General features: G+C 64.9%; 24 protein-coding genes, 1 tRNA gene and 1 pseudogene. 2 read left to right on the top strand and 24 right to left on the bottom strand.

All coding sequences use genetic code 11. The features are described 5' to 3' along the window. Position 1: 1 nt before the first annotated feature. The 11 genes from nuoH to tpiA form a co-directional block, all read right to left on the bottom strand. On the bottom strand, positions 2 to 1,093 hold the full coding sequence (nuoH, locus tag XALGPE39_RS04615; RefSeq protein WP_045727181.1) for an NADH-quinone oxidoreductase subunit NuoH: 1,092 nt from the start codon (positions 1,091 to 1,093) through the stop codon (positions 2 to 4). Beyond that, a complete protein-coding gene (gene nuoG, locus XALGPE39_RS04610; protein WP_045727180.1) occupies positions 1,090 to 3,339 on the bottom strand; it encodes an NADH-quinone oxidoreductase subunit NuoG in 2,250 nt (749 codons plus the stop codon). Before nuoG ends, nuoH begins: the two co-directional genes overlap by 4 nt. Next, positions 3,336 to 4,679 carry an NADH-quinone oxidoreductase subunit NuoF gene (gene nuoF, locus XALGPE39_RS04605; protein ID WP_045727179.1) on the bottom strand — a complete coding sequence of 448 codons (1,344 nt, stop codon included), beginning with the start codon at positions 4,677 to 4,679 and terminating at the stop codon, positions 3,336 to 3,338. The genes nuoG and nuoF overlap by 4 nt, the downstream gene beginning before the upstream one ends. A gap of 5 nt (positions 4,680 to 4,684) precedes the next feature. Continuing rightward, positions 4,685 to 5,212 carry an NADH-quinone oxidoreductase subunit NuoE gene (gene nuoE, locus XALGPE39_RS04600; RefSeq protein ID WP_045727178.1) on the bottom strand — a complete coding sequence of 176 codons (528 nt, stop codon included), beginning with the start codon at positions 5,210 to 5,212 and terminating at the stop codon, positions 4,685 to 4,687. 157 nt (positions 5,213 to 5,369) lie between these two features. Continuing rightward, positions 5,370 to 6,677: an NADH-quinone oxidoreductase subunit D gene (locus XALGPE39_RS04595; RefSeq protein WP_045727177.1), complete on the bottom strand. Its 1,308-nt coding sequence runs from the start codon at positions 6,675 to 6,677 to the stop codon at positions 5,370 to 5,372. After that, positions 6,674 to 7,423 (bottom strand): NADH-quinone oxidoreductase subunit C, encoded by a 750-nt coding sequence (locus XALGPE39_RS04590; RefSeq protein WP_045727176.1) that lies wholly within the window; start codon positions 7,421 to 7,423, stop codon positions 6,674 to 6,676. The genes XALGPE39_RS04595 and XALGPE39_RS04590 overlap by 4 nt, the downstream gene beginning before the upstream one ends. A gap of 33 nt (positions 7,424 to 7,456) precedes the next feature. Further along, positions 7,457 to 8,011 (bottom strand): NADH-quinone oxidoreductase subunit B, encoded by a 555-nt coding sequence (locus XALGPE39_RS04585; protein WP_010343006.1) that lies wholly within the window; start codon positions 8,009 to 8,011, stop codon positions 7,457 to 7,459. After that, positions 8,002 to 8,358, bottom strand: coding sequence for an NADH-quinone oxidoreductase subunit A (locus tag XALGPE39_RS04580; protein WP_012915525.1), 357 nt, complete (start codon positions 8,356 to 8,358; stop codon positions 8,002 to 8,004). Before XALGPE39_RS04580 ends, XALGPE39_RS04585 begins: the two co-directional genes overlap by 10 nt. A 110-nt stretch (positions 8,359 to 8,468) precedes the next feature. After that, positions 8,469 to 8,553, bottom strand: a tRNA-Leu gene (locus XALGPE39_RS04575). 49 nt (positions 8,554 to 8,602) lie between these two features. After that, on the bottom strand, positions 8,603 to 9,028 hold the full coding sequence (secG, locus tag XALGPE39_RS04570) for a preprotein translocase subunit SecG (RefSeq protein ID WP_045727175.1): 426 nt from the start codon (positions 9,026 to 9,028) through the stop codon (positions 8,603 to 8,605). A 62-nt stretch (positions 9,029 to 9,090) separates the two neighbouring features. After that, positions 9,091 to 9,846 carry a triose-phosphate isomerase gene (tpiA, locus tag XALGPE39_RS04565; protein ID WP_045727174.1) on the bottom strand — a complete coding sequence of 252 codons (756 nt, stop codon included), beginning with the start codon at positions 9,844 to 9,846 and terminating at the stop codon, positions 9,091 to 9,093. A gap of 59 nt (positions 9,847 to 9,905) precedes the next feature. On the opposite strand from tpiA, the pseudogene XALGPE39_RS16380 reads away from it, so the two are divergent. Then, positions 9,906 to 10,100: pseudogene (locus XALGPE39_RS16380) on the top strand (hypothetical protein); the annotation flags it as partial. Between the two features lie 88 nt (positions 10,101 to 10,188). On the opposite strand, the gene XALGPE39_RS04560 reads toward XALGPE39_RS16380, so the two are convergent. From XALGPE39_RS04560 to trpB, 9 genes are all read right to left on the bottom strand, one after another. Next, on the bottom strand, positions 10,189 to 10,623 hold the full coding sequence (locus XALGPE39_RS04560) for a group 1 truncated hemoglobin (protein WP_152624816.1): 435 nt from the start codon (positions 10,621 to 10,623) through the stop codon (positions 10,189 to 10,191). Positions 10,624 to 10,636: 13 nt separating this feature from the next. Further along, positions 10,637 to 11,506 (bottom strand): DUF3034 family protein, encoded by an 870-nt coding sequence (locus XALGPE39_RS04555; protein WP_045727172.1) that lies wholly within the window; start codon positions 11,504 to 11,506, stop codon positions 10,637 to 10,639. Further along, complete coding sequence (locus tag XALGPE39_RS04550) at positions 11,503 to 13,875, bottom strand: EAL domain-containing protein (protein WP_045727171.1); 2,373 nt, start codon at positions 13,873 to 13,875, stop codon at positions 11,503 to 11,505. The genes XALGPE39_RS04555 and XALGPE39_RS04550 overlap by 4 nt, the downstream gene beginning before the upstream one ends. Further along, on the bottom strand, positions 13,872 to 14,510 hold the full coding sequence (locus tag XALGPE39_RS04545) for a methylamine utilization protein (protein ID WP_045728963.1): 639 nt from the start codon (positions 14,508 to 14,510) through the stop codon (positions 13,872 to 13,874). Before XALGPE39_RS04545 ends, XALGPE39_RS04550 begins: the two co-directional genes overlap by 4 nt. A gap of 222 nt (positions 14,511 to 14,732) precedes the next feature. Continuing rightward, positions 14,733 to 15,671, bottom strand: coding sequence for a 2-oxoglutarate and iron-dependent oxygenase domain-containing protein (locus tag XALGPE39_RS04540; RefSeq protein ID WP_045728962.1), 939 nt, complete (start codon positions 15,669 to 15,671; stop codon positions 14,733 to 14,735). A gap of 119 nt (positions 15,672 to 15,790) precedes the next feature. Further along, positions 15,791 to 17,134, bottom strand: coding sequence for a phosphoglucosamine mutase (gene glmM, locus XALGPE39_RS04535; RefSeq protein WP_045727170.1), 1,344 nt, complete (start codon positions 17,132 to 17,134; stop codon positions 15,791 to 15,793). Positions 17,135 to 17,269: 135 nt separating this feature from the next. Then, a complete protein-coding gene (accD, locus tag XALGPE39_RS04530; protein ID WP_045727169.1) occupies positions 17,270 to 18,157 on the bottom strand; it encodes an acetyl-CoA carboxylase, carboxyltransferase subunit beta in 888 nt (295 codons plus the stop codon). 113 nt (positions 18,158 to 18,270) lie between these two features. Further along, positions 18,271 to 19,089: a tryptophan synthase subunit alpha gene (gene trpA / locus XALGPE39_RS04525; RefSeq protein ID WP_045727168.1), complete on the bottom strand. Its 819-nt coding sequence runs from the start codon at positions 19,087 to 19,089 to the stop codon at positions 18,271 to 18,273. A gap of 142 nt (positions 19,090 to 19,231) precedes the next feature. Beyond that, the gene (trpB, locus tag XALGPE39_RS04520; protein ID WP_045727167.1) at positions 19,232 to 20,449 is read right to left on the bottom strand and encodes a tryptophan synthase subunit beta; all 1,218 of its coding nucleotides are present in this window, start codon (positions 20,447 to 20,449) and stop codon (positions 19,232 to 19,234) included. Positions 20,450 to 20,546: 97 nt separating this feature from the next. On the opposite strand from trpB, the gene XALGPE39_RS04515 reads away from it, so the two are divergent. Further along, positions 20,547 to 21,440: a LysR family transcriptional regulator gene (locus tag XALGPE39_RS04515; protein WP_045727166.1), complete on the top strand. Its 894-nt coding sequence runs from the start codon at positions 20,547 to 20,549 to the stop codon at positions 21,438 to 21,440. A 95-nt stretch (positions 21,441 to 21,535) separates the two neighbouring features. On the opposite strand, the gene XALGPE39_RS04510 is transcribed toward XALGPE39_RS04515, so the two are convergent. The 4 genes from XALGPE39_RS04510 to XALGPE39_RS04495 all read right to left on the bottom strand — a co-directional run bounded on the left by XALGPE39_RS04510 (position 21,536) and on the right by XALGPE39_RS04495 (position 26,381). Further along, the gene (locus tag XALGPE39_RS04510) at positions 21,536 to 22,198 is read right to left on the bottom strand and encodes a phosphoribosylanthranilate isomerase (protein ID WP_045727165.1); all 663 of its coding nucleotides are present in this window, start codon (positions 22,196 to 22,198) and stop codon (positions 21,536 to 21,538) included. Next, a complete protein-coding gene (gene truA / locus XALGPE39_RS04505) occupies positions 22,195 to 22,968 on the bottom strand; it encodes a tRNA pseudouridine(38-40) synthase TruA (RefSeq protein ID WP_045727164.1) in 774 nt (257 codons plus the stop codon). Before truA ends, XALGPE39_RS04510 begins: the two co-directional genes overlap by 4 nt. Positions 22,969 to 23,197: 229 nt before the next feature. Beyond that, positions 23,198 to 25,090, bottom strand: coding sequence for a FimV/HubP family polar landmark protein (locus XALGPE39_RS04500; protein WP_045728961.1), 1,893 nt, complete (start codon positions 25,088 to 25,090; stop codon positions 23,198 to 23,200). Positions 25,091 to 25,355: 265 nt separating this feature from the next. Beyond that, a complete protein-coding gene (locus XALGPE39_RS04495; RefSeq protein ID WP_045727163.1) occupies positions 25,356 to 26,381 on the bottom strand; it encodes an aspartate-semialdehyde dehydrogenase in 1,026 nt (341 codons plus the stop codon).

Genomic DNA, 26,381 nt, shown 5'->3' with positions numbered 1-26,381 from the left:
CTTACACGCCCTTGTGGATCACGCCGTAGAACACCATCAATGCCGTCACCGCGATCCACACGATCGTCAACGGGATGAACACCTTCCAACCCAGGCGCATGATCTGATCGTAGCGATAACGCGGGAAGCTGGCGCGGAACCAGATATACGCGCTGGCGAAGAACAGCACCTTGCCCAACAGCCAGGGCCAGCCGCCCTTCCAGATCCAGTCGATCCACGGCGAGATATCGGCCTGCACCCAACCCTGGATCGGGCTCAGCCAGCCGCCCAGGAAGAAGATCGAGACCAGGAAGCTGACCAGGATCATGTTGGCGTATTCGGCCAGGAAGAACAGCGCGAACGCACCGCCGGAGTATTCGACCATGTGGCCGGCGACGATTTCCGACTCGCCCTCGACCACGTCGAACGGCGCGCGGTTGGTTTCGGCCACGCCGGACACCCAGTACACGATGAATAGCGGGAACAGCGGGATCAGGAACCAGTCGAAGAAGCCGGAATTACCCACCTGCGCCTGCACGATCGTGCTGAGATTCAAGCTGCCGGCGGCGATCATCACGCCGACCAGGGCGAACCCCATCGCGATCTCGTAGCTGACCACCTGTGCCGCCGAGCGCATCGCACCGAGGAACGCGTACTTGGAGTTGGAAGCCCAGCCGGCCAGGATGATGCCGTACACGCCCAGCGAGGTCATCGCCAACAGATACAACAAGCCGGCATTGGCGTTGGACAACACCAGCTTGGCGTCGAACGGCACCACCGCCCAGGCCGCGAATGCCGGCGCCAGGGTAATCAGCGGCGCGATCACGAACATCGCCTTGTGCGAACTGCTGGGCTGGATGATTTCCTTGAACAGCAGTTTGAACACGTCGGCAAAGGCCTGGAAGATGCCCATGCCCACGTACATCGGCCCGTGGCGCACGTGCATCCAGCCGATCAGCTTGCGCTCCCAAACCACGTAGAACGCCACCGCCGTAATCACCGGCACGGCGATCAGCAGGATTTTCAGCACGATCCACAGCACCACGCCGAGGGCGCCCAGGCCGAGGAACCACTGATGCAGCGGGTCGACCACGTTCAACAGCATCTCGTTCATGCGGCCACCACCGTCACCCGACCGGCACCCAGCGGCGCGGTCGCGCCGTGGCCCGTTTCGATCCAGGCCGCGCCCGGCGCGACCCGCTGATCCGTTTCCAGCGGCAAGGTGGCGCTACCCGCCGCAGTGCCGACCTTGACCATCTGCCCCGCGTGCAGACCGAGCCGCGTCGCGTCCTGCGGATGCAGGGTCACGCTGGGCGCGCGATTGAGCGGATGCTGCTGCAATGCCTGCGCACGACGCACCACCGCATCGGTGCGATAGATCGCCGGACTCGCCGCCAGTTCCAGGCCATCGTCCTGCAGTAACGGTTGCGGCGAGGTCGACGCGGCAACCTCACGCGGCTGCAAGCTATCGCGCAAACCAGCCAGATCGGTGAATGCGAAACCGGGCAGGCCCAACTCGCCACCGAGCGCACGCAGTACACGCCAGCCTTCGCGGGCCTCGCCTGGCAATTTGCCGCCAGCGCGGGTGCGCTGGTCGTCGCCATCGAGGTTGGTCAGCGTTGCTTCAATCTCCGGCAGCGCGCCAATTGGCAGGATCACGTCGGCCACATCGCGGGTGGAGGCACAGGCGAAGTGACTGAAAGCGACCACCTTGGCGCCGGCCAGCGCGCGACGCGCCGCCGCCGCGTCGGCGAAGTCCAAGCCTGGCTCCAGGCCATACAGCACATACGCGCTGCGCGGCTGCTCAAGCATCGCCGCGACGTTGCGCGCACGCGGCAGCACACCGTAACGCGCCAGACCGAGCGCATTGGCGCCCTGCGGAATACGACACAACGCAGCACCGGTGGCAGCGGCGAAGTCACGCGCAGCGGCACGCACTGCCGCAGCCTGCGGATGGTTCTCGGCCAACGCACCGACGATCAGCACCGCGCGGGCGGCGGCCTGTGTGACCTGACGCAACGCGCCATCGGCCAGCACCTCGGCAAAGCGCGACGGCGCCACGATCTGGCGATCCGTCAGGTTGAAAGTAAACTCGAAGTCGACCGGATTGATCGCATACACCTGGGTGTGGCGCTGCATCTGCGCCTTGCGGATGCGGGCTTGCAGCAGCGGCAGTTCATGGCGCAAATTGCTGCCCAGGATCACCACCACGTCGGCCTGTTCGATCTGCGCCAGCGGCAGCGCGAACGGTTCGGCGAGCGCGGCATCGGAGAAGTCGCGGTTGTACACCCGGTGATCGAGATTGCCGCTGTCCAGGCCATCGGCCAAGCGTGCCAGCAGCGCGCCTTCTTCGTTAGAGGTGGACGGATGCGCCAGCACACCCAGCGCATCGCCACGGTTGGCCTTGAGAATTTCGCCAGCGGCGGCAAGCCCTTCGGCCCACGACACTTCGCGCCACTGCCCATCGACCTTGCGCAACGGCCGCAGTGCGCGGTCCTCGGCGTACAGACCCTGGTGCGAATAACGGTCGCGGTCGGACAGCCAGCACTCGTTGACCGCCTCGTTATCGCGCGGCACGGTGCGCAGCACTTCGCCGCGACGCACATGCAGGAACAGATTGGAGCCCATCGCGTCGTGGTAGCCCAGCGACTCGCGCGCGGTGAGCTCCCACGGGCGGGCACGGAACTGGAACACCTTGTTGGTGAGCGCGCCAACCGGGCACACATCGATGACGTTACCGGACAGCTCGGTGGTCAACGGCTTGCCGTCGTAGGTGCCGATCTGCAGGTTTTCGCCACGGTACATGCCACCCAACTCGTAGGTGCCGGCGATGTCAGCGGTGAAGCGCACGCAACGGGTGCACTGAATGCAGCGGGTCATCTCGGTGGCGACCAACGGACCGATGTCCTCGTCGGCGACCACGCGCTTGCGCTCGTTGAAACGGCTGACCGAACGGCCATAGCCCAGCGACACGTCCTGTAACTCGCACTCCCCGCCCTGATCGCAAATCGGGCAATCCAACGGGTGGTTGATCAGCAGAAATTCCATGACGCTGCGCTGGTACTTCAGCGCCTTGTCGCTGCGCGTTTGCACTTTCATGCCGTCCATCACCGGCGTGGCGCAGGCCGGCGACGGCTTGGGCGACTTCTCCACGTCGACCAGGCACATGCGGCAATTAGCCGCAATCGGCAACTTCTCGTGGTAGCAGAAACGCGGAATCGGGATGCCGGCTTTGTCGGCAGCCTGGATGATCATCGCGCCTTTCGGCACGACCAAGGACTGGCCGTCGATCTCGACGGTGACGTGCCCTTCCGGCACCACTGCCGGAGTTGCGCCGGGATTGTTGGGTTGCGCGCTCATGCGGCGGCTGCCTCCACCTTCTTGCCATCGACCATGGAATGACCGTTGACGATGTAGTACTCGAATTCGTCCCAGAACTGGCGCAAGAAACCCTGAATCGGCCAAGCCGCCGCTTCGCCGAAGGCGCAAATGGTGTGGCCTTCGATCTGCCCGGCGACGGTACGCAGTTGGTGCAGGTCTTCCATGGTCGCCTTGCCGGCGACGATGCGCTCCAGCACTCGATGCATCCAGCCGGTGCCTTCGCGGCACGGGGTGCACTGCCCGCAGGATTCCTTGTGGAAGAACTGCGAGATACGGCAGGCGAACTTCACGCAGCACACGCTGTCGTCCAGCACCACGATCGCGCCCGAGCCAAGGCCGGTACCCAACGCGCGCAGGGTGTCGTAATCCATCTGCAGGCCCTTGAGTTCCTTGGCCTTGAGCACTGGCATCGACACGCCGCCCGGAATCGCGCCCTTGAGGGTGCGGCCTGGCTTCAGTCCGCCAGCCATCTCCAGCAATTCGTCGAAGGTGGTGCCCAGCGGCACCTCGAAGTTGCCGCCCTTCTGCACACAACCGGAGACCGAGAAAATCTTCGGCCCGCCGTTCTTGGTCTTGCTCAGCCCCAGGAACCATTCCGGACCGTTGCGGATGATCGCCGGCACCGAGGCGTAGGTCTCGGTGTTGTTGATCGTCGAAGGCTTGCCGTACAGACCGAAGTTGGCCGGGAACGGCGGCTTGTAGCGCGGCTGGCCCTTCTTGCCTTCCAGCGATTCCATCAGCGCGGTTTCTTCGCCGCAGATGTAGGCACCAGCGCCCAGCGCACCGTAGATATCGATATCCACACCGCTACCGAGGATATTCTTGCCCAGCCAGCCATTGGCGTAGGCATCAGCCAACGCTTGTTCGAAGTGTTCGAACGGCTCGTGGTGGAACTCACCGCGCAGGTAGTTGTAGCCCACGGTCGAGCCGGTGGCGTAGCAGGCAATCGCCATGCCCTCCACCACCGAATGCGGGTTGTAACGCAGGATGTCGCGATCCTTGCAGGTGCCCGGCTCGGACTCGTCCGAATTGCACAGGATGTACTTCTGCGGCGCGCCCTTGGGCATGAACGACCATTTCAGCCCGGTCGGAAAGCCGGCACCGCCGCGGCCACGCAGGTTCGACTGCTTGACCATCTCGATCACCTGTTCCGGCGGGATCTTCTCATCGAGGATCTTGCGCAGCGCGGCGTAGCCACCGGATTTCAGATAGCTCTCATACGACCACGGGGTGTCGTAGTGCAGCGTGGTGTAGACCACTTGGTGCGGCAGCGGCGCGGGACCGACTGGACCGGTGGGAGCGTGGTGATGTTGTGCCATTGCCGTTACTCCAACCCGTCCAGCAGCGCGTCGACCTTGTCCTTGGTCAGGTTCTCGTGATAGTGGCCGTTGATCACCATCATCGGCGCGCCAGCGCAACCGGCCAGGCATTCTTCCTCGCGCTTGAGGTAGACGCGGCCATCTGCGGTGGACTGACCCAGCTTGCAACCGAGTTTCTTCTCGGCATGGGCAACCAGATCTTCGGCACCGTTGAGCCAGCAACTGATGTTGGTGCAGAAGGCGACGTTGTGACGGCCAACCTTTTCGGTTTCGAACATCGAGTAGAAGCTGGCGACTTCGTAGGCCCACACCGGCGGCAATTCCAGGTACTTGGCCACACCAACGATCAACTCGTCGGTCAACCAGCCCTGATTCTGCTCCTGCGCCGCATGCAGACCTTGCAGCACAGCCGAGCGCTTGCGCTCCGGCGGGAACTTGCTCAGCCAGTGATCGATGTGTGCGCGCGTCTTCTCGCTCAGCACCACCATCGGATCGACGTCGCGCGCCGTTTCAAAATTGCCTGTCGCTTTCATGCCAAAACCTCCGCGACTCGGAACCCGGGACCCGGGACCCGTGAAAGTCCTCTCCCGCTCACCGCTGCCGCATCAAAATTTCCAGTTCCACCTACCGGTACGAGCGCCGCAGCGCCGCTCTTCGCCGATCCCAGGCCAAGGGCTACAGGACCCGACCTCATCGGTCCACCTCGCCGAACACCAGGTCGTAGGTGCCGATCATCGCCACCACGTCGGCCAGCATGTGACCACGCACGATCGCGTCCATCGACGACAGATGCACAAAACCCGGTGCGCGCAGATGCACGCGGAACGGCTTGTTGGCGCCGTCGGACATCAGGTAGCAGCCAAACTCGCCCTTTGGCGCTTCAACCGCGCAATAGGTCTCGCCGGCCGGTACGCAGTAGCCTTCGCTGAATAATTTGAAGTGATGGATCAACGCTTCCATGTCGTCCTTCATCTCGGCGCGCTTGGGCGGCGCCACTTTGAAGTTCTCGACCATCACCGGCCCAGGATTGGCCTTCAACCACTGCACGCACTGCTTGATGATGCGGTTGGACTCACGCATCTCCGCAACGCGCACAAGATAACGGTCGTAGCAATCACCGTTGGTACCGAGCGGAATGTCGAACTGGACGCTGTCGTACTTGGCGTAAGGCTGCTTCTTGCGCAGATCCCAGGCGATACCCGACCCGCGCAGCATGACGCCGGTCATGCCCCAGGCATAGGCTTGCTCCGGTGCGACCACGCCGATGCCGACGGTACGCTGCTTCCAGATGCGGTTGTCGGTGAGCAGGGTCTCGTACTCATCGACCCGACCGGGGAAGGTGTTGGTGAAGTCTTCCAGGAAGTCCAACAACGAGCCTTCGCGCGCGGCATTGAGCCGCTTCAGCGCATTGCCCTTGTGCCAGCGCGATTCCTGGTACTTGGGCATGCGGTCCGGCAGATCGCGGTAAACGCCACCGGGACGGTAGTAGGTCGCGTGCATGCGCGCGCCGGATACCGCCTCGTAGGCGTCCATCAGCTCCTCGCGCTCACGGAACGCGTACAGCATCACCGCCATCGCGCCCAAATCCAGACCGTTTGAACCAACCCACATCAGGTGATTCAAGATGCGGGTGATTTCATCGAACATGGTGCGGATGTACTGCGCACGCTCCGGCGCTTCGATGCCCATCAGGGTCTCGATCGCGCGCACGTAGGCGTGCTCGTTGCACATCATCGACACGTAGTCGAGGCGGTCCATGTAACCGATCGACTGGTTGAACGGCTTGGACTCGGCAAGCTTTTCGGTGCCACGATGCAGCAGGCCGATATGCGGATCGGCGCGAACCACGGTCTCCCCATCCATTTCCAGGATCAGGCGCAGCACGCCGTGCGCGGCCGGATGCTGCGGGCCGAAATTCATCGTGTAGTTGCGGATCTCCTGCTTGGCCTCGGCAGGATTACTGGCGAACCCGTCGTGCGCCTGATGGTACTCGCTCACTTGGCGGACTCCTTCTGTGCTTCGCCCGCCGCAGTCTGGTAGCGCGCATCGTCGCGGATCACCCGTGGCACGCCCACGCGCGGCTCGACTGAAGTCACCGGCTCGTAGATCACCCGCTGCTTCTCTTCGTCGTAACGTACTTCGACATTGCCAATCAGTGGGAAGTCCTTGCGGAACGGATGGCCGACGAAGCCGTAATCGGTGAGGATGCGCCGCAGGTCGGGATGGCCGGCGAAGACCACACCGAACAAGTCGAACGCCTCGCGCTCGAACCAGTTGGCACCGGGCCAGATGTCGGTGACCGAGGCCACCACCGGCAAATCCTCGTTGGGCGCATAACAGCGCACGCGCAGACGCTGATTGTGGCGGTAGGACATCAGTTGCGCCAACACCGCGTAGCGCTGCTGCGGCACCGGCAACGGCTGGGCGCCGCCATCGGCTTCGCCACTGGGGAACTCACCCCAAGCGAAACGGCCCACGGCCTTGCCTTCGACTCCGCGGCTGAAGCCGTGCGAAGACACGTCCGAGGTATCCCACTCGTCGCTGCCATAGCCCAGATAGTCGACGCCGCACAAGTCGGTCAATTGCTCGAAACCGAACTCATCGCGCAGCGCCAGACAGGTGGCGTGCCAGGCATCGGCTGCCACTTCCAGGGTGACTTCGCCGCGCGGAAAGGCTACGAACACACGGCAGCCCGGGAAACGGGCACCGAGTCGGTCGCTAAAGGAAGATGCTTGCTCTGCCATGGGGACTTGGCGTGCTCTCGAAGAAATGAGGAATCAGCGCGCGATGGTCTGGGTTCGCCAGATCTTCTTCTGCAGCTGCAAGATGCCGTAGACCAGCGCCTCGGCGGTCGGCGGGCAGCCCGGGACGTAGACGTCCACCGGCACGATGCGATCGCAGCCGCGCACCACCGAATACGAATAGTGGTAATAGCCGCCGCCGTTGGCGCAGCTACCCATCGAGATGACCCACTTCGGGTCCGGCATCTGGTCGTAGACCTTGCGCAGCGCCGGGGCCATCTTGTTGACCAGGGTGCCGGCGACGATCATCACATCGGATTGGCGCGGCGACGGGCGAAACACCACACCGTAGCGATCCAGGTCCAGGCGCGCGGCACCGGCATGCATCATCTCCACCGCACAGCAGGCCAAGCCGAAGGTCATCGGCCACATCGAGCCGGTCCGCGCCCAGTTCAGCAGCGCATCGACACTCGTGGTGACGTAACCCTTTTCCAGCAGCGGGTTCTCACCTTCCGGGCGCAGGATGTCGTCCACCCGCCCTTCCGGGATCGGGTTGGTCATCAGGCGATCCAGGGTCTGAATCACTCCCATTCCAGCGCTCCCTTCTTCCACACGTAAACAAAACCGAGGAACAGCATGCCGACGAACAGGCCCATGGTGACCAGGGAGCGAGCACCCAGGTCCATGAACACCTGCGTCCAGGGCACGATGAAGATGATTTCCAGATCGAAGACGATGAACTGGATGGCGATCAGGTAATAGCGCACGTCGAACTTCATGCGCGCATCCTCGAACGCCTCGAAGCCGCACTCGTAGGGCGACAGCTTCTTCAGGTCCGGACGCCGGGGACCGAGGAACCGCCCTATCAACATCAGCGCAACGCCGATGCCGGTGGCCACGATCAGAAACAGCAGGGTCGGCAAATATTCGGCCAGCACTCGCGATTCTCTCTTGCCTTTGCCCACGCGCGTAGCGCGCAGACATGGGGTAGGCGATCTCCTGGACGAAGGCAAAACACCCCTTCGCACAAAAAACCGCAGCCAAACAATGGTGCCCAAGAGGGGACTCGAACCCCTACGACCTAAGTCGCTACCACCTCAAGGTAGTGCGTCTACCAATTCCGCCACCTGGGCCTGCATCACATGCGCGGCAATCCCGCCGCGCAACATAGTGTAACCGTCTTCAGTGTTTCTGCGATGGTGCAGGCGACTTTTCTTGCTCCTTCTCCGCTGCCGGGGCGGCGGGCGGAGCCACCGCCGGCGCGACCGGAGCCGACGATGGTGCCCGCGGAATCTGCAATTCACCGGCCGGCGCGGCCTGCACCGGGACCGCACCCTGCGACATCACGCCCAGGTTGGCATCGGCCGGACGCGCGCTGTGAGCAGCGTACCAAGCCATGAAAAGGCTGATGGCAAAGAACGCCACCGCCAGCCACTTGGTCGTCTTGGACAGGAAGTTGGACGCACCACGCGACCCAAACACCGTACCGGACGCGCCTGCGCCGAACCCAGAGCCCGCCGCCGCACCGGCACCGCGCTGCATCAGGATCAGCGCGATCATTGCGATCGCCACCAACACGTACACCACATTGAGGATGACAATCAGCATTTCGAGATCCGTCCAGACAGTACGACTTGAAGTACGAGCAATCGCCAGCGGCGATGACCAAATTAACGGGAGGCCGCCGCTTGCACGATGGCCAGGAACTGCGCGGCATCCAGCGAGGCGCCGCCGACCAGCCCGCCATCGACATCGGGCTGTGCGAACAGCTCGGCGGCGTTATCGGGCTTGACACTGCCGCCATACAGGATCGGCAGCGAATCGGCGATTCTAGCATCGCGGACAGCCACTTCGCCACGAATGAAGGCATGTACCGCCTGCGCCTGCGCAGGGCTGGCGGTACGTCCGGTACCGATTGCCCACACCGGCTCGTAGGAGATCACCGCGTTGGCGAAGCCCTCGCCCCCGACCAGGGACAGCACCGGCGTCAGTTGCGCGGCGATCGCAGCCTCGGTCTGCTCGGCCTGACGCTGCTCCAGGGTCTCGCCCACGCACAGGATCGGGCGTAGCCCGGCAGCGCTGGCCGCGGCGAACTTGCGCGCCACCAGCTCGCTACTCTCATGGTGATACTGACGCCGCTCCGAGTGCCCAACCACCCCATAGTGGGCACCGACATCGACCAGCATCGCCGCCGACACCTCACCCGTATAGGCGCCCTGCACGTTGCTACTGACATCCTGGGCTCCGAAACGCAGCGCAGGACGCTGGAAGGTCTGGATCAGGCCGGCCAGATACGGCAATGGCGGCAGAATCACCACCTCCACCGCATCGTCGGACAGCCCTGCGACCACCGCCTGCAGCAGCGCGTGGGCAACCTGGCCAGTGCCATGCAATTTCCAATTTGCAGCTACGATCTTGCGTCGCATCGGCGCATTTCTCGGCAAAATTTACCCAAAGAATAGCCGATGCGGCACCAAGGCCCGCCATCCCAGCTCCCCGCACCGAGACCGCACCACCATGCCCACGCCTCCAGGGCTACGCCCTGCTTACCGGCGCATCCAGCGGCATCGTCCGCGAAATCGCCCGCGAATACGGCGGACGTGGCATCCCGCTGATCCTGAGCGCACGCCGCGCAGCGCTGGCCGAGGAGCTGCGTCCACAGCTACCCGTGGACATCGTGATCGGTGGAATAGCGCACCGCCTACCCGTCCGGCGGCGGCCGCCGCCATCCGCATGCTGCGGTGGGCGGCGGGAAGCGTGGCACGCGCCTATGGCTGATTGACGATATCGCCATGCAGCGGAGCCAGCCTTGCCAGCAGCCGGTTCTGGGTGCGACGTGGGATGCCGCGCTGGTCCATCGCCCACACCAGATCCTCGACCAGCGCGTTGAAGTCCGCCTCGTGGATCGGCAAATGCTGGTGCGCCTGCTTCATCGGCTTGGCGGTGTCGGCGCACGGGCCATCACTGAGGTGGCAGAACTTCTGTACCAGGCGCTGGTTCAGCATCACGATGTTGACCCGGGCGAAGTGCTGGACGATCCGTGGGTCGTCGGCGATGCGCGACAGCAGCGTCTCCACCAGCGCATCGATGCCGGGCTGGCCGCCCAGGTCGGTGTACAGCGTGCGCGGCGGCGGCGGCGGAGCGCTGGCACAACCGGCCAACAGCACTGCCGTCGCCAGCAGGATCGGGGTCAGTACACGCATCGGCCGAATCATGTCAGAACGCCACCTGCAGAGAGAGATAGGGCCCGCGCTGGTCGCGCAGGGTGGCCACGTCCCCGAGCTCGGCCCAGGCGCCGACCACAGACACGCGCTTGTTGGGGAACCATGCCACGAACGCGTCCGCCCAGGCCTGCTCGCGGGCGAATCCGAGGTTGTCCGGCTTCTGCCGGTATTCCAGGCCAAGTACCCAGGACGGATCCAGCACCACCGCAACGCTGGCCTCGGCCATCAGCCGGTACGCATTGCCACGGTCGCCGCCGAAACCGAGCAACCCGGTCTGGTTAGCGCGGGTGGCGCGCACCGTGCCATTGACCAGCAACTGGTAGCCACCAGCCGCATCCAGCCACAGCTTGGCGGCGCTGAGATAGACGTCGGTACCATGGTCAGCGCGCGCGCCGATCGCAAGCGGCAGGGTGCCGTCGCGCAGCCGCTTGTACTGAACGCCCAGCGCGACCTGCGGCGCGGCCCCATAGACCAGATCGCCGCCCAGCCGCAACTTTGCACCGACCACGTCCTGGCCGAGCGCATTCCACGGCAGCGCCAGGCGCCGCTGCAACGTACCCAGGTCCAGGCGCTGCCGCGCCAGCGACAGTTCCAGACGGTTGTCCAGGGTCAGCGCCGCACCCTGCACGTCCAGCCGGTAATCGCCGCTGTCCAAATGTGTGGCGAACAGCACCGCACCATCCTGATCGCGCGTGCCGTAGCCGGACAAGCTCGCCCACGGCACGATGCCGCCACCGCCGCTGCCCTCCACGCTGGAAGCACCACCGGTGGCCAGCAGCCGTCCCTGCCCGCCCCAGGCCAACGCCGGCAGCAAGGCCGCAGCCACCAGCAACGCACTTCGTGGAAGCCGGGTTCGGGTCATCGGGAAGTCTCCTTGATCGGCGCAGACGTTACCGCGCCCGCCTCCGCGCGCTGAGCGCACCAGGCCAGCAATGCTGGCGGGTCGAGTGGCTGAGCATACAGATAGCCCTGCGCCATGTCGCAGCCGTAGGCGCGCAGCAAAGCCTCGGCCGCCGCATGTTCCACGCCCTCGGCAACCACCTTCAAGCCCATGTGGTGCCCCAGGTCGATGGTACTGCGGACGATCACCGCGTCGTCGCTGCCTTCGGCCAACTGCAATACGAAACTCTTGTCGATCTTCAACTCCTGAACCGGCATGCGCTTAAGCTGCGCCAGCGACGAATACCCCGTGCCGAAGTCGTCGATGGACAGGCGCACGCCGCAGCGCCGCAGTTGCTGCAGCATGTGCAGGGCGTGCTCGACATCGCGCATCAGCGCGCTTTCGGTCAGCTCCAGGGTCAAGCGCGGCGCAGACAGGCCATACCGAGCCAGGCAACCGCTGACGAAGGCCGGCAAGCCCGGATCGTTGAGGTCCAGCGCCGAGAGGTTGATCGCCAGACCAAGATCCAGGCCCTGACCGCGCCACAGCGCCTGCAGGCGCATCGCCTCGTCGAGCACGAACTGGGTGAGCTGCTGGATCGCACCGGAGTGCTCGGCCAACGCAATGAACTCGTCCGGCCCGATCGGGCCGAGCTGCGGATGCTGCCAGCGCAGCAATACCTCCACCTGTTCGACCTCGCCGCGCGCCAGGCAGATCTTCGGCTGGAAGCGCAGCGACATCTCGCCGCGCGCGATCGCCTGGCGCAGATCGCCGGTCAGGCGCAGGCGGCGCAGGTGCTGCTCGTCCTGCCCGTCGCGGTACACGGATGCACCAGTGCCGAGTTGCCGCGCCTGCTGACGGGCAATATCGGCGCGGCGCATCAGGGTGTCGGCATCGGCGCCATGCGCGGGAATCAGTGCGATGCCGATGCTCGCATCGGCCAGGATGCGCGCCTGCGGCAGGATCAGCGGGTGCCGCAGTTGCGCCAGCAACCCGGCGGCATAGGCATCCACCTCTGCGGCATCGCAGCGCGCCAGCACCACCATGAATTCATCGCTGCCGAGCCGACCGACCAGATCCGGCGCACGTACCGCCTGTTCCAGCCGGCGCCCGGTATGGACCAGCACCTGATCGGCGAAATCATGGCCGAAACTATCATTGATTTCCTTGAAACGTTCCATGTCCAGCACTAACACAGCCGCAGTGCTGGCATCGCTATGGCACGCCTCGACCACGGCCTGCAAGTGCTGCAGCAGCGCCGTGCGGTTGGGCAATCCGGTCAGTGCATCGTGCCGCGCCTGATGCAGGATGTCCTGCTCGCGGCTGGCGATGTGGCGCTGCATGGCGCCGAAGCTGTTCGCCAGTTCGGTCAGCTCGGCGCCGGCTTGCAGCGGCAGCAACGTCTGATAATCGCCGTACTGGATACGCCGCGTCGCCGCGACCAGTTGCGCGACCGGGCGGCTGACTCCACGCGCCAGGAAGATCGCCACCACCAACGCGGCCAGGGTGGCCACACCAGCCAGGATCAGAATGCGCAGCTTCAGCAAGCGGTACGGCGCATCGGCGCGGTCCAGCGATGCCTGCAGCGCGACCATGACGCGGCCTTCGTCGGACGCCGGTCGCACCCGCACGAGGTACCGCGCCTGCCCAAGCAGGAGCGGCTGTGCGGCCGTCGGTGCCAACGGCGTGCGCTGCAACTGCTGCTGGAACTGCTCGGCCCGCAACGGATCCAGGGTCGAGGCCAGCACATGCGGCGTGCCCTGAATGCTAAAAAAGGTCGCATCCAACCCGGTGGTGCTGGTGAAGTCCTGACCGAGCTCGGCGCCGGATTCACCGCCGATGGCGACCCAGCCGACCCGTTGCGGCGCAAGCACCTGCACCAGTGCCAGACGCATGAGGCGTCGGTCCAGCACCACGATGCCAGACGCGCTGCCGTCGCGCTGTGCCTGCCGCAACAGCGGCTGCACGGCACGCAGTTGTTGCGCCTGCGGCAGCGGTGACAGTCCGGCCAGGAACTGGCCGTCGGCCGATAACAGCAGGGCACTGGGCGCGTGCACGCGCGCGGCATGATTACGCAGCGCCGACTGCATGGTCGGCACGTCACCACTGGTCACTGCGGCGCGGAAACCGAAATCGTCGGCAAGCACCGAGGCGGCCTGCAACAATTGCTCGTCGCGGCGCTGGTCGATGCTATGCCACACAAGCTCGCCGGTGCGCAGCTCATCATCCAGTTGCGCGGCGACACTGCGCTTGGTCGCCACGTGCACGACCAAGAACGTCAGCGCCTGTGCCGCCAGCACCACCAGCACCACCAGTGCGGCGATGCGGGTGTGCAACCGCCAAGGCTTCATCGCGTCGGCGCCGTCTGGCTGCGACGGAATTTGTCCTGCAATGCACGAATACGCGGATCCTCCGGGACGACCTGCGCCGGCCCGCGGGTGGACAGCAGCACCGCTTGGCGCAGCGGGGCACGCGCCACCTGCAGCGCCTGCGAATAACCGGCACCGCTCAGGCGCGGATGCCATACCCGCAGTTCGTATACGCCGGGCGGCACGTCCAGTCGCACCTGCGCGTCGGCACCAGTCACGGCGAAATACGGGGTATCGAGCACCATCACGTAGCCGACCATCCAGTCATGGATGTTGCAGCCCACCGTGACCAGGCCCGGTTGATCGAAGCGCACCGGCTTGGCAGTGCTGCCCTGGTATAGCGGCAGCTCGAAGCGCTTGGCCGGCGAGAAGGAATATACCTGGTGACGGATCTGATCGCGGTTGGGAAAGCGCACCAAGCTACCGACCTGCACCGCCAGCACAGCAGGCACGAACTGCGAGTTGACCTGATCCATCGTCGCCGTCACCGACGAGGCCGGCGAGGCCTGACGTGTCGGCGTAGCCGGTTGCAGACTGACCACGGCATCGGCCAGCGGCCCAGCGGCATCGGTCACGACCACAGTGACCGGCGTGGCCGCTGCCGGCAACACAGCCAGCCCAAGCACCACTGCGAGCCAGCAGTGGCGACCTTGCCGCCCGAAGGATCTCGTCCGCCTTGTCATCGCACCCTCTCTACGGGCCCGGCTAGCAGCGCCCGGACCTTCCGGACGGCGCGTGGAGGGCGACCTGCCAACAATATCGGCCGTGACCGGACCCGGCTTTAGGCCGTTTCCTGCCGCTGGGCGTCCCGGCGGCGGCACGGAGCGTTGCGGGCGAGGTTACCTCAGATTGATCTCGCGCAGGCGCTCTTCCAGATAGCCATGCGCAGTGATCGGCTCGGGATAGCGATTGGGATTGTCGGCACTGATGCACACAGGCAGCACGTCGATCAGGAAATCCGGGTTGGGATGCAGGAAAAACGGCACCGAGTAACGCGGCGCGCGCGCCTGCTCCCCCGGCGGATTGATCACGCGATGCGTGGTCGAGGGATACACATGATTGGTCAGCCGCTGCAGCATATCGCCGATGTTGACCACGATGGTATCGGCGTCGGAGGTAAACGGTACCCATTCGCCCTGCCTGGACTTCACTTCCAAACCAGCGGCGCTAGCCCCGACTAGCAGCGTGATCAGATTGATGTCCTCATGAGCGCCGGCACGCACATTGGGGATGTCGTCGGCAGTAATCGGCGGATAATGGATCGGACGCAGGATCGAATTGCCCGAGTCGGTCTTGTCGACAAAATAGTCCTCGGGCAGGCCGATATGCAGCGCCAGCGCGGACAGTACCCGCGCACCGAGTCGATCCAGCGACTGGTACAAGCCATAGCCGTGTGCGCGAAACTCCGGCACTTCGCTCGGCCACACGTTAGGCGGCATCACCTCGCGGTGCTTGGCATCGTCGGCGATTTCGCGACCGATATGCCAGAACTCTTTCAGGTCGAAGTGCTGAGCACCCTTGGCGGTTTCTACGCCAAAAGGGGTGTAGCCGCGCGCACCGCCACCGCCGGGCACGTGGTATTTGCGCTTGACCGCTTCGGGCAAGGCAAAAAACGCCTTGAATACAGCATAGGCAGCATCGATCTGCGCCTGTGCGATGCCGTGGTGACGGATACCGGCAAACCCCCACTCGCGGTACGCCGCGCCCAGTTCGGCGACGAAGGCGTCGCGGTCGCTGTCAAAGCGGGTGATGTCCAAGGTGGGAATGCGCGCGGTCATGGCAACAATGGTCATCGTCTTCAAAAGGATGCAAACACCGCACTCAACACAATAGGCGATACAGCAGGTAAAACGTGGCCGCCTTGGCGATCACCACCACGATGCCGATAACGATCGACTCACGCCGCGTCACGGACCGCCTCGACGAGTGCATCCAAGGTGCGGCGCATCAATTCGACATCGTCGGCTTCGACCGTGACCCGCACCACCGGCTCGGTGCCGGAAGCGCGCAGGAAAGCACGCCCGCGCCCCTGCACTGCCGCCTGCGCCGCCACCTGCGCGGCCTGCACACTGGCCGCCTCCAGCGGGCGCACACCGGGCTGCAAGCGCACGTTGATCGTCTGCTGCGGCACTTTGTGCAGGTCTTTCAGCGCCTGACGCAAGGTCTGACCGGAGCGCTTGAGCACTTCCAGCACTTGCAACGCACTCACGATGGCATCGCCTGTGGTGGCCCGATCCAGGCACAGCATGTGCCCGGAGGTCTCGCCGCCGAGCACCCCGCCGTGTTCGACCAGCGCCTGATGGACGTTGCGGTCGCCGACCTTGGCGCGCAGGAAGGGCAACTGCAACTGCGCCAACGCCTTTTCCAGCCCGTAGTTGGTCATCAGCGTGCCGACCACCGGGCCACGCAAGCGGCCAGTGGCGTGCCAGCCGCACGCCAGCACATACAGCAAGTCGTCGCCATCGACCGGATTGCCCTGATCGTCGGCCATCAACACGCGGTCGCCGTCACCGTCGAAGGCAATGCCCAGGTGCGCGCCGTGACGGCGCACGTGATCGGCCAGGGTATCGATATGCATCGAGCCGACGCCGGCGTTGATATTGAGCCCGTCCGGCGCCGCGCCAATGGCGATCACCTCCGCGCCCAGTTCGCGGAACAACAGCGGCGCGATGTGATAGGTCGCGCCATGCGCGCAGTCCAGCACCAGCTTCAGCCCGCGCAAGTCGAAACCGCGCGAGACGCTGGCCTTGCAGAATTCGATGTAGCGGCCGATCGCATCGCGCGCGCGCATCGCCTTGCCCAGACGCTCCGATTCCACCGTGGCGAACGGCGCATCGAGTGCCGCTTCAATCGCCAGCTCGGTCGCATCGTCGAGTTTCTCGCCCTCGGCGGAAAAGAACTTGATGCCGTTGTCGTAGTGCGGATTGTGCGAGGCGCTAATGACGATGCCGGCATCGGCCCCGAGCGTGCGGGTCAAAAACGCTACGGCCGGCGTCGGCATCGGACCGAACAGCTGCACGTTGGTGCCTGCCGCGACCAGCCCGGCCTCCAGCGCCGACTCGAACATGTACCCGGAAATGCGCGTGTCCTTGCCGATCACCACGGTCGGCTGTGCATTGCCCGAGGCGACCAATACCCTGCCCAGCGCGTTGCCCAGGCGCATGACGAAGTCGGCCGAAATCGCGCCCTGGCCGACCCGGCCACGGATGCCATCAGTGCCGAAATACTTGCGCACGCTCATACCGCCGGAACTCGGGAATCGGGACCGCAGACCCGGAAAAAGCGCACAGCGCTGCCAGCGATGGACGCACGCGCGCTGATTGCGCGATACATCCGCTGCGAGAAACCGCCTGACCCGGGACCCGGGTCCCCAGCGTCACGCGGCCTCCGTCTTCGCCGGTGCCGGCTGACGCATCAGCATCGCCAACAGTTCGGCCAAACGGTCGCGCATTTCGCGACGGTCGCAGATCTGATCGATCGCGCCGTGATCGAGCAGGAACTCCGAACGCTGGAAGCCTTCCGGCAAGGTCTCGCGCACGGTCTGCTCGATCACCCGCGGGCCAGCGAAGCCGATCAAGGCATGCGGCTCGGCGATATTGATGTCGCCCAGCATGGCAAAACTGGCCGACACACCACCCGTGGTCGGATGTGTCAGCACCGACACGTAGGGCAGACCCGCCTCACGCAGGCGCCCCAGCGCAGCGGAGGTCTTGGCCATCTGCATCAGCGAGAACAAGCCTTCTTGCATGCGCGCACCGCCACTGGCGGAGAAGCACACGAACGGCGCACCGATCTTCAACGCGGCCTCGGCGGCCAGCGCGAACCGCTCGCCCACCACCGAGCCCATCGAGCCGCCCATGAAGGCGAAATCGAACGAGGCGGCAACCAGGGGCTGGCCTTTGAGCAGTCCCCGCATCGCGACCAGCGCATCGTATTCGCCCGTGTTCTTCTGCGAGGCTTTGATGCGCTCGCCGTACTTCTTCTGGTCCTTGAACTTCAGCGCATCGGTCGGGCCAAGACGCGCACCGATCTCGGTGGGTGCCGTGTCCGCATCGAACAGCGCCGCCAGGCGCGCACGCGCGCGGATCGGCAGGTGATGGTCGCACTTGGGACACACTTCCAAATTCTCTTCCAGCTCCGGCCTGTAAAGCGCGGCGCCGCAGTTGGGGCACTTCTCCCACAAACCTTCGGGAACACTGCGCTTTTTGCTGGGGGTGCTATCGGTACGGATACCCGAAGGCATCAATTTGCTGAGCCAACTCATGCTGAATGACGATCCAGTCGCGCGGCCCGTCGGGCCACTAAGGGGCGACAGTCTAGCGCAGGGCGCGGGCCTGGGTGGCACGTGCCCTGGCCGGACACGTACGGGGCCGGGGCTCAGCCGTGCGTGTCCAGCGCCTGTCGCAGAGGCGCCAGGAACGCCAGGGCGGCAGCGCGCGCCGCCTGTGGGGTCGCAGCCTCGGCGAGTGCGGCAACCAGGGCGCTGCCGACCACCACGCCATCGGCATCGGTCGCCATGGCCTTGGCGCTGGCGGCGTCCTTGATGCCGAAGCCGGCCACCACCGGCACCGGACAACGCGCCCGTAACTGGCGCAACCGATCACCGGCAGCGTGCGTATCCAGCCGGTCGGCCCCGGTCACGCCGGCGAAACTGACGTAGTAGAGGTAGCCACGCGCCGTATCGCATAACAGGTTCAGGCGCGCATCGCTGGTGGTCGGCGAGGCAAGCACGATCAAATCGAGACCGGCGTCGGCGAACACCGCCAGGGTCTCGACCGACTCTTCCGGCGGCAAGTCGACCAACAGCACGCCATCCACGCCAGCGGCCACCGCCTCCTCGGCAAAACGCGCAGTGCCGTGGATTTCGACCGGGTTGAGATAGCCCATCAGCACCACCGGCGTAACCGTATCGTCGCGGCGGAATGCACTGACTGTCTCCAACACGTAGCGCAGCCCGGCACCGCGCGCCAGCGCGCGCTCTGAACTGCGCTGGATGGTCGGACCATCGGCCATGGGATCGGAAAACGGCACGCCCAGTTCGATCACATCGGCCCCGGCCTCGACCAGCGCATGCATCGCCGGCACGGTCGCCTCCAGCGAGGGATCTCCGGCGGTCAAGAACGGAATCAGCGCCTTGCGTCCAGCCTGGCGCAACAGCTCCAACCGCGCGGCGATGCGCCCAACAGCCACACTCACGGACGACCTCCGATGCAGGCCAGCGCATCCACGATGCTGCAACACTTCGTTTCCACGTTGTTTTCTCCCATTACGTCCTCGTTCTGCGCACCATCGCCAACGCGCGACCACGCGGTACAGCAGCGCATCACAGCAAACGCGCTCACAGCGTCAACCCTTCGCGCGCGGCGATGGTGTGCACATCCTTGTCGCCGCGACCGGAAAGGTTGCACAGCACCAGCGCGTCCTTGGGCAAATCCCGCGCCAGCTTGATCGCTTGCGCCACCGCGTGACTGGACTCCAGTGCAGCGAGAATGCCCTCGGTATGTGCCAGCAGATGGAACGCGGCCAGCGCCTCGTCGTCGGTGATGCCCTGATAGGTGGCGCGACCGCTGTCGGCCAGGAAGGCATGTTCGGGACCGACACCTGGGTAGTCCAGGCCAGCGGAAACCGAATGGGTCTCGATAATCTGCCCATCGTCGTCGCAGATCACGTAGGTGCGGTTGCCATGCAGCACACCCGGACGCCCGGCGGCGATCGAAGCGGCGTGGCGACCGCTGGCGATGCCGTCGCCTGCGGCTTCGGCACCGTAGATTTTCACCGAAGCATCGTTGAGAAAGGCGTGGAACATACCGATGGCGTTGCTACCGCCACCGACGCAGGCGCTGATCGCATCCGGCAGGCGACCGTAGTCCTGCAGCATCTGCGCGCGTGCTTCGCGCCCGACGATGGCGTTGAAATCGCGCACCATGCGCGGATACGGATCGGGACCGGCAACGGTACCGATGATGTAGAAGGTGTCCTGCACATTGGTCACCCAATCGCGCATGGCCTCGTTGAGCGCGTCCTTGAGCGTGGCCGAACCGGACGTCACCGGCACCACCGTGGCGCCGAGCAGCTTCATCCGGTAGACGTTGATCTTTTGCCGCTCGATATCGGTGGCGCCCATGTACACCACGCACTCCAACCCCAGCCGCGCGGCCACGGTGGCACTGGCCACGCCGTGCTGACCCGCGCCGGTCTCGGCGATGATGCGGGTCTTGCCCATGCGATTGGCCAGCAAAGCCTGGCCGATGGTGTTGTTGATCTTGTGCGCGCCAGTGTGATTGAGGTCTTCGCGCTTGAGCAGGATCTGCGCGCCGCCAACTTCGCGACTAAGTCGCTCGGCATGGTAGATCGGGCTGGGCCGGCCAACGTAATGGGCAAGATCCTTGTCGTAGGCGGCGATGAACGCCGGATCCCGGCGCGCAGCATCGTAGGCGGCAGCCAACTCATGCAGCGGGCCGATCAGGGTCTCGGCGACGAAACGACCGCCATAGCGACCGAAATGGCCGGCGGCATCGGGATAGGCATGGAAGTCGCTGACGGGAACAGAGGACATGGCAGTCGCTGGGCAGCGGAAGCAGGGAAACACTTTAGCGCACATGTTCCCACGTAAAAACCTATAAAATCTGACCATATATGTCAGGAAAATTCACATGAACGCCCTGCGCCGCCTCCCCTCGCTCAATGCCCTGCGCGCATTCGAGGCTACCGCCAGACTGCGCAGCGTCGGTGCCGCAGCGGCGGAACTGCACGTTACCCATGGCGCGGTGAGCCGTCAGGTACGCTTGCTGGAGGAGGACCTGGGACTGGCACTGCTGCGCCGCGCGGGACGCGGCATTTGTCCGACCGCCGCCGGCGAACGCCTATGCGAGGCGGTCGGCAGCGCCTTCGCCCATTTGCACGATGCCGTGGCAGAACTGCGCCAGCCGAGCCGGCCGTCGGCACTGGTATTAGGCTGTCCAGGCAGCATTCTGGCCCGCTGGATGATCCCGCGCCTGCAGGCACTGCAACGCGATTTACCCGCGCTCACCCTGCACTTGTCCGCACACGAGGGCGAGTTCGCCACCGACCTGGAGGGACTGGATGCCGTGCTGCTATTGGGTCAGGCGCCATGGCCGCAGGATTGGCAGGTTCACGTGCTGGCACCGGAACGGATCGGCCCGGTGCTCAGCCCTGCGCTGCCACAGGCGCAGACGCTGTGTGCAGCGGCACCGACGGCGCTGCTGCAGTGGCCGCTGCTACATACCGCGTCGCGGCCACAGGCTTGGCCGGCCTGGGCTCAGACACAAGGCATGAGCCCGACGCAGTTGCGCTACGGCACCGGCTTCGAGCATCTGTACTACCTGCTCGAAGCGGCACTGGCCGGGATTGGCGTGGCGATCGCGCCACAGCCCCTGGTCGCCGACGATCTGACCAACGGACGCTTGCTGGCGCCATGGGGCTTCGTCGAAACCGGCGGGCAATGGGCACTATGCACGCGACGCGAAAGGCAAGACCCCAGAGTGGAAGCGCTGGCCGGCTGGCTGGCCACCGAATTGCGCGGGTGAGACGCCCACACTAACGCGGCGCCCTGCAAATTGACGACAGGAACGAACGCGAGCCAGGATGCGTCCGCCGCATCACGCGGCGGACGTTGCCGCACTCAGGGACTGTGGGCCAATTCGTGGCAGTCGGCGCGGCGGACTTCCTCGACGAAACGGCGCATCTTGTTGCCGTCCTTGATCCCCGGCTGGCTTTCGATGCCACTGGAGACATCCACACCCCACGGTAATGTGGAGACGATCGCATCGAAGACGTTGTCGCCGGTAATGCCACCAGCGAGCAGCAACGGCCGATGCAGCCCGGTTGGCAATCGCGCCCAGTCGAACGTCTTGCCCGACCCGCCGCTCTCGCCGGGAGCATGGCTATCGAACAGAAACCCGGCCGCGTTGGGAAACTGCAACTGCAGCGTGCGCGCATTGACCTCGCCGCCGCCCATCGGCACCGCCTTCAGATAAGGCAGGTTGAAGCTGCGGCAAAACCCATCGTCTTCATCGCCGTGGAACTGCAACAGCGTCGGACGCAGCGTGCGCAGCACCTCGCGCACCTCATCTTTGGGATTGTCGCGAAACAATGCGACCACATCCACCATCGGCGCAGCCGCCTGACGCATCGCCCGCGCCTCGGTCGGCGCGACCCGCCGCGCACTGCCATGGGCGAACACGAACCCGACCGAATCCACGCCCAACTCGCCTGCAAGGCGGATGTCGCCGGCACGCGTCATGCCGCAGAACTTGATGCGAGTACGATATAAGGTTCGGTTCATAGAGTGACCTCCTCCGGAAGCGTCCAGTGGGCGGGATAGAGCGGACCGACGAAGACCAGCCCATGCGGCGGTGCGGTCGGACCTGCGACACGACGATCGCGTCCAGACAGAAGTTCGCCAATCCAGGACACCGGCTTTTCGCCCGTTCCGACCATGACAAGCGACCCCACGATATTGCGCACCATGTGATGAAGAAATGCATTGGCCTGGAGCTGGAACTCGACAAGTTCACCGCTGCGCGTGACCACGATTGACTGCAATTGGCGGCGCGCATGTAGAGCTTGGCACTGGACGCTGCGAAACGCACTGAAGTCCTGCTCGCCCAACAGCGCCTGCGCGGCGATGTGCATCGCCTCGGCCTGTAGTGGCCGCCGCTCCCAGCTCAGCGTCTGCCGGTACAAGGCCGGACGCACCTGACGGTTGAGCAGACGGTAACGGTAACGACGCGCACGCGCAGAAAACCGTGCATGGAAATCGTCTGCGACCGGCACGCACCAGCGCACGCACACCGAGGGAGGTAACCGCGCCGTGGCGCCCAACATCCAGCCACGAGGCGGGCGCAGCACAGGGCAATCGAAATGTACCACCTGGCACTCGCCATGCACGCCGGCATCGGTACGCCCGGCACAGACCACACTCACCGGCACATCGGCCACCGACGACAGCGCCGCCTGCAGCGTCGCCTGGACGCTCGGGCCGCCGGATTCGCCAAGTTGCTGCCAGCCCTGGAACGCACTGCCGTCGTATTCCACGCCTAATGCGTAGCGCATGGCAGCCCCCCTGGCAACACGAGCCAAGCGCCGAGCGCTGTCAACGCGCATCCCACCTGGAGCGGCCCAACCAAGCCATGCAGATCCACACCGATGACAGCGGCAAGCCGCCGCCTCGCCCCGCAATGACACAGGCCGCTGGCTGGCATGAAAAAAGCAGCGTGCCTTAGCGCCGTCCCGATGCCATCAGGACGGCGGCGGCAAGCGCGCCGCGCGCCGCCTGCCTGCATCAACCTAGACGCTCCAGCAACTGCCGCGCTTCCGCTTGCGCGGTGGGATCGCCACTCGCGGCCACCTCGACCAACAAAGTGCGCGCAGTCTCGTGATCGCCCAGATCCATGTAAGCCACCGCCAACTCCAGTCGCTCGCGACCGACCGGCGGATACGGTGATTCCGGCACGGCGACCACTGGCACCTCGGGCGGATGCCAGGTCGGTTCCTGCCGGCCGACTGCAGTCGGCGCGGGCGACGGGGACCAAGGCGCCTCGGCAACGGGCAGCGACGTTTCCGCCGATGTCGGCTCGGCCGCAGTCGCAGCATCGCCACGCTGGAGGTCGATCGGCGGTACCAACGACACAGTCTCCACCACATCATGACGATGCGCGTGTTGCGCCATCTCGCGCTCGAATGCATCCATGGCATCTTCTTGCTGTGCGCGATCACTCTCGTCGGCAGCCGCAGCGTGGCTCGTCTCGTGCGGGACTGAAGCGTCATGCGATTCGGTGCGATCGAGGTGATCCAGCGGCGACGGCTCCAGCGCATCCACCTCGTGATGCGCAACCACGGGGACCGATGCCGCCAGCACCGCCGCCTCGTCGTCGTATTCCGACAAGGGCGGCAACGGCGAGGGCTTACGTCGGCGCGACAACCACCAGGCGCCAACGCCCACTACCAACAGGCTCAATCCAGCCCATGGCCACAGCGACGAACCGGCCGATCCATGGACAGGAGCCGGCTGCACCGGTGCGGCTTGGGCCAGACGCTTCTGTGCCACAGCCAAATCACTGTCCTTGAGCGCGAGCAGTTGCTGCTGCTGGGTCTTGAGCTTTTCCAGTTGTTCGACCCGCGAGCGCAGTTCCTGGACCTCGGCATCGCGTACTGCGAGATCTTCGCGTGCCTGCTGCAATTGTTGCGTTGCCACCATGTCTCCTTCATTGCCAGCACCAGTGCCGGACTTAGCTCCCGCCCCACGGCGCGGTGCCGGTACCGCCGGCGCGATTTCAAGGCGTGCGCCGGACGCGGCAGTAGACGTCGCGGCAACTGGCTTGATCGTTGACGCCGCACTGCCCTGCTGCGCCTGCACAGGCTGCGGCACCGATGTCCGAGCATCGCGCCAGTGTGCGGCCTGCTCGCGCACCAACGCGGCGGCGGCGGCGGCATCCAGGCGAGTCAACTCCTCCGGGGGCGGCTTACGCAACACGGCGCCCCGCTTGAGCAGGTTGAGATTGCCACGAATGAAGGCGTCGGGGTTCGCGCGCAACAGCGCGACCATGGTCTGGTCAAGCGAATGACCGTTAACGCGCGCCAGTTGCCCGGCAATCTGCGACAACGTTTGCCCGGCACGCACCGGCGCCAGCGCGTCGGCAGACGAAGCCGCTGACGCGGCGGCTGGTGTCACCGTCCGGTTCGCCTGCACCTGTGCCGGAGCAGCCGCCTCCGCCGACGGCGGCACTGATGAGGATGCGCGGCGGGCAATGCGATCAGACGGCACTGCAGCCGGAGCCTTGATTGCCGGCGCATCCACCACCGTGGCGGTGTTGGGCGTGTCGATTAACGCGGAATATTCCCGGACCAACCGCCCCTGCCCCCAATCGACCTCGATCAGAAAGCTCAGCGACGGCAGGGTGACTGGCGTACTGCTGCTGACCCGGATCACCGCGCGCCCCTGTTTGGTCTGCGCGAAACGGAACTGCAACTCGCTGACCAAACCTTGCGGACGCTCCAGGCCAACACGCGCGAAGGTTGCCGGGGAAGCCAGCGCGACCTGCGCTTGCTCAAGCTCGCCCGGCTGGTTGGAGATCACCGGGATCTCGGCCAGAAATGGTTCACCCGGCCTGGACAGCACGCGGATATCGCCAAGACCCAGCGCAAACGCCGCCTGGCTGCATGTCAGCAACAGCAGCGCACACAGCGTCCGCCAGGCATGACCGGCAGCAAGCGCAATCGGCGCATGGCCGGCGACAAAGCTGGGACGGAACAAGGGGGGTCCTCTGCGCATCCCGTCATTGCCAGTTGGTGTCATGCCGCTAAATATATATGAAAGCCGGGACGCGGGATTCCGGGGCCGGAAGACCAAGGCCAGGGGATGCCCTGACCTTGGCTGTATTCCACCTCGAAAGGCCCCCTACGGGCGCGCCTGCAATCGCACCAAGCCGCGCCCGGGTTGCTCAGCCCTCCTGCGCCACCAGCTCCGCCAACTGCACCGCGTTGAGCGCGGCACCCTTGCGGATGTTGTCGGAAACGATCCACAGATTGAGCCCGCGCGGATGCGAAATATCCTCGCGGATGCGGCCGACGTAGACCGCATCGTTTCCAGAAGCGTGGGTCACCGGCGTCGGGTAACCGCCGGGTTTGCGCTCGTCTACAACCTCCACGCCCGGGGCGGCAACCAGTAACGCGCGTGCTTGCTCCGCAGTCACCTTGCGCGTGGTTTCGATCGCCACCGCTTCGGAATGACCATAGAACACTGGCACACGCACCGCAGTCGGATTCACTTGAATGCTGTCGTCACCGAGGATTTTGCGTGTCTCCCAGACCAGCTTCATCTCTTCCTTGGTGAAGCCGTTGTCCAGGAACTCGTCGATATGCGGAATGAGGTTGAATGCAATCTGCGCCTGAAATTTCTGCGGCTCGATGTCCTGGAACGCCAGCAACTGCGCGGTCTGCTTGCCCAACTCTTCCATGCCCGAACGACCGGCACCGGAAACCGATTGGTAGGTCGCCACGTTGATGCGCTCGATGTTGAATGCGCGGTGCAGCGGCGCCAGGGCCACCATCATTTGCATGGTCGAGCAATTGGGGTTGGCGACGATACCGCGCGGGCGCTGCTTGAGCGCGTCCGGATTCACTTCCGACACCACCAACGGCACATCGTCGTCATAGCGAAAAGCCGAGGAATTATCGATCACCACCGCACCAGCCGCAGCGAATTTCGGTGCGTATTGCTTGGAGATATCGCCGCCGGCGGAGAACAGCGCGATGTCCACGCCCGTGGGATCGAAGGTGGCCAGGTCGAGCACCGTGACCTTCTGGCCCTTGAACTCGATCTGCCCACCGGCGGAGCGCTCGGATGCCAGCGGGAACAACGTGGCGACAGGGAAATCGCGCTCGGCGAGGATACTCAGCATGGTGTCGCCGACGGCACCGGTGGCACCGACGACAGCGACGTTGAAACGACGAGTTGGGTTGCTCAT

Source organism: Xanthomonas sp. GPE 39, from assembly GCF_000963005.1.
In the GTDB taxonomy this organism is placed as follows: domain Bacteria; phylum Pseudomonadota; class Gammaproteobacteria; order Xanthomonadales; family Xanthomonadaceae; genus Xanthomonas_A.
This window is presented reverse-complemented; position numbering and strand designations above follow the sequence as displayed.

Coding starts and splice junctions, on each gene's coding strand:
- nuoH (WP_045727181.1), bottom strand. CDS start 1,093: ATGAACGAGATGCTGTTGAACGTGGTCGACCCGCTGCATCAGTGGTTC.
- nuoG (WP_045727180.1), bottom strand. CDS start 3,339: ATGAGCGCGCAACCCAACAATCCCGGCGCAACTCCGGCAGTGGTGCCG.
- nuoF (WP_045727179.1), bottom strand. CDS start 4,679: ATGGCACAACATCACCACGCTCCCACCGGTCCAGTCGGTCCCGCGCCG.
- nuoE (WP_045727178.1), bottom strand. CDS start 5,212: ATGAAAGCGACAGGCAATTTTGAAACGGCGCGCGACGTCGATCCGATG.
- XALGPE39_RS04590 (WP_045727176.1), bottom strand. CDS start 7,423: ATGGCAGAGCAAGCATCTTCCTTTAGCGACCGACTCGGTGCCCGTTTC.
- XALGPE39_RS04585 (WP_010343006.1), bottom strand. CDS start 8,011: ATGGGAGTGATTCAGACCCTGGATCGCCTGATGACCAACCCGATCCCG.
- secG (WP_045727175.1), bottom strand. CDS start 9,028: ATGCTGATTGTCATCCTCAATGTGGTGTACGTGTTGGTGGCGATCGCA.
- tpiA (WP_045727174.1), bottom strand. CDS start 9,846: ATGCGACGCAAGATCGTAGCTGCAAATTGGAAATTGCATGGCACTGGC.
- XALGPE39_RS04560 (WP_152624816.1), bottom strand. CDS start 10,623: ATGCGTGTACTGACCCCGATCCTGCTGGCGACGGCAGTGCTGTTGGCC.
- XALGPE39_RS04555 (WP_045727172.1), bottom strand. CDS start 11,506: ATGACCCGAACCCGGCTTCCACGAAGTGCGTTGCTGGTGGCTGCGGCC.
- XALGPE39_RS04550 (WP_045727171.1), bottom strand. CDS start 13,875: ATGAAGCCTTGGCGGTTGCACACCCGCATCGCCGCACTGGTGGTGCTG.
- XALGPE39_RS04540 (WP_045728962.1), bottom strand. CDS start 15,671: ATGACCGCGCGCATTCCCACCTTGGACATCACCCGCTTTGACAGCGAC.
- glmM (WP_045727170.1), bottom strand. CDS start 17,134: ATGAGCGTGCGCAAGTATTTCGGCACTGATGGCATCCGTGGCCGGGTC.
- accD (WP_045727169.1), bottom strand. CDS start 18,157: ATGAGTTGGCTCAGCAAATTGATGCCTTCGGGTATCCGTACCGATAGC.
- trpB (WP_045727167.1), bottom strand. CDS start 20,449: ATGTCCTCTGTTCCCGTCAGCGACTTCCATGCCTATCCCGATGCCGCC.
- XALGPE39_RS04515 (WP_045727166.1), top strand. CDS start 20,547: ATGAACGCCCTGCGCCGCCTCCCCTCGCTCAATGCCCTGCGCGCATTC.
- XALGPE39_RS04510 (WP_045727165.1), bottom strand. CDS start 22,198: ATGAACCGAACCTTATATCGTACTCGCATCAAGTTCTGCGGCATGACG.
- truA (WP_045727164.1), bottom strand. CDS start 22,968: ATGCGCTACGCATTAGGCGTGGAATACGACGGCAGTGCGTTCCAGGGC.
- XALGPE39_RS04495 (WP_045727163.1), bottom strand. CDS start 26,381: ATGAGCAACCCAACTCGTCGTTTCAACGTCGCTGTCGTCGGTGCCACC.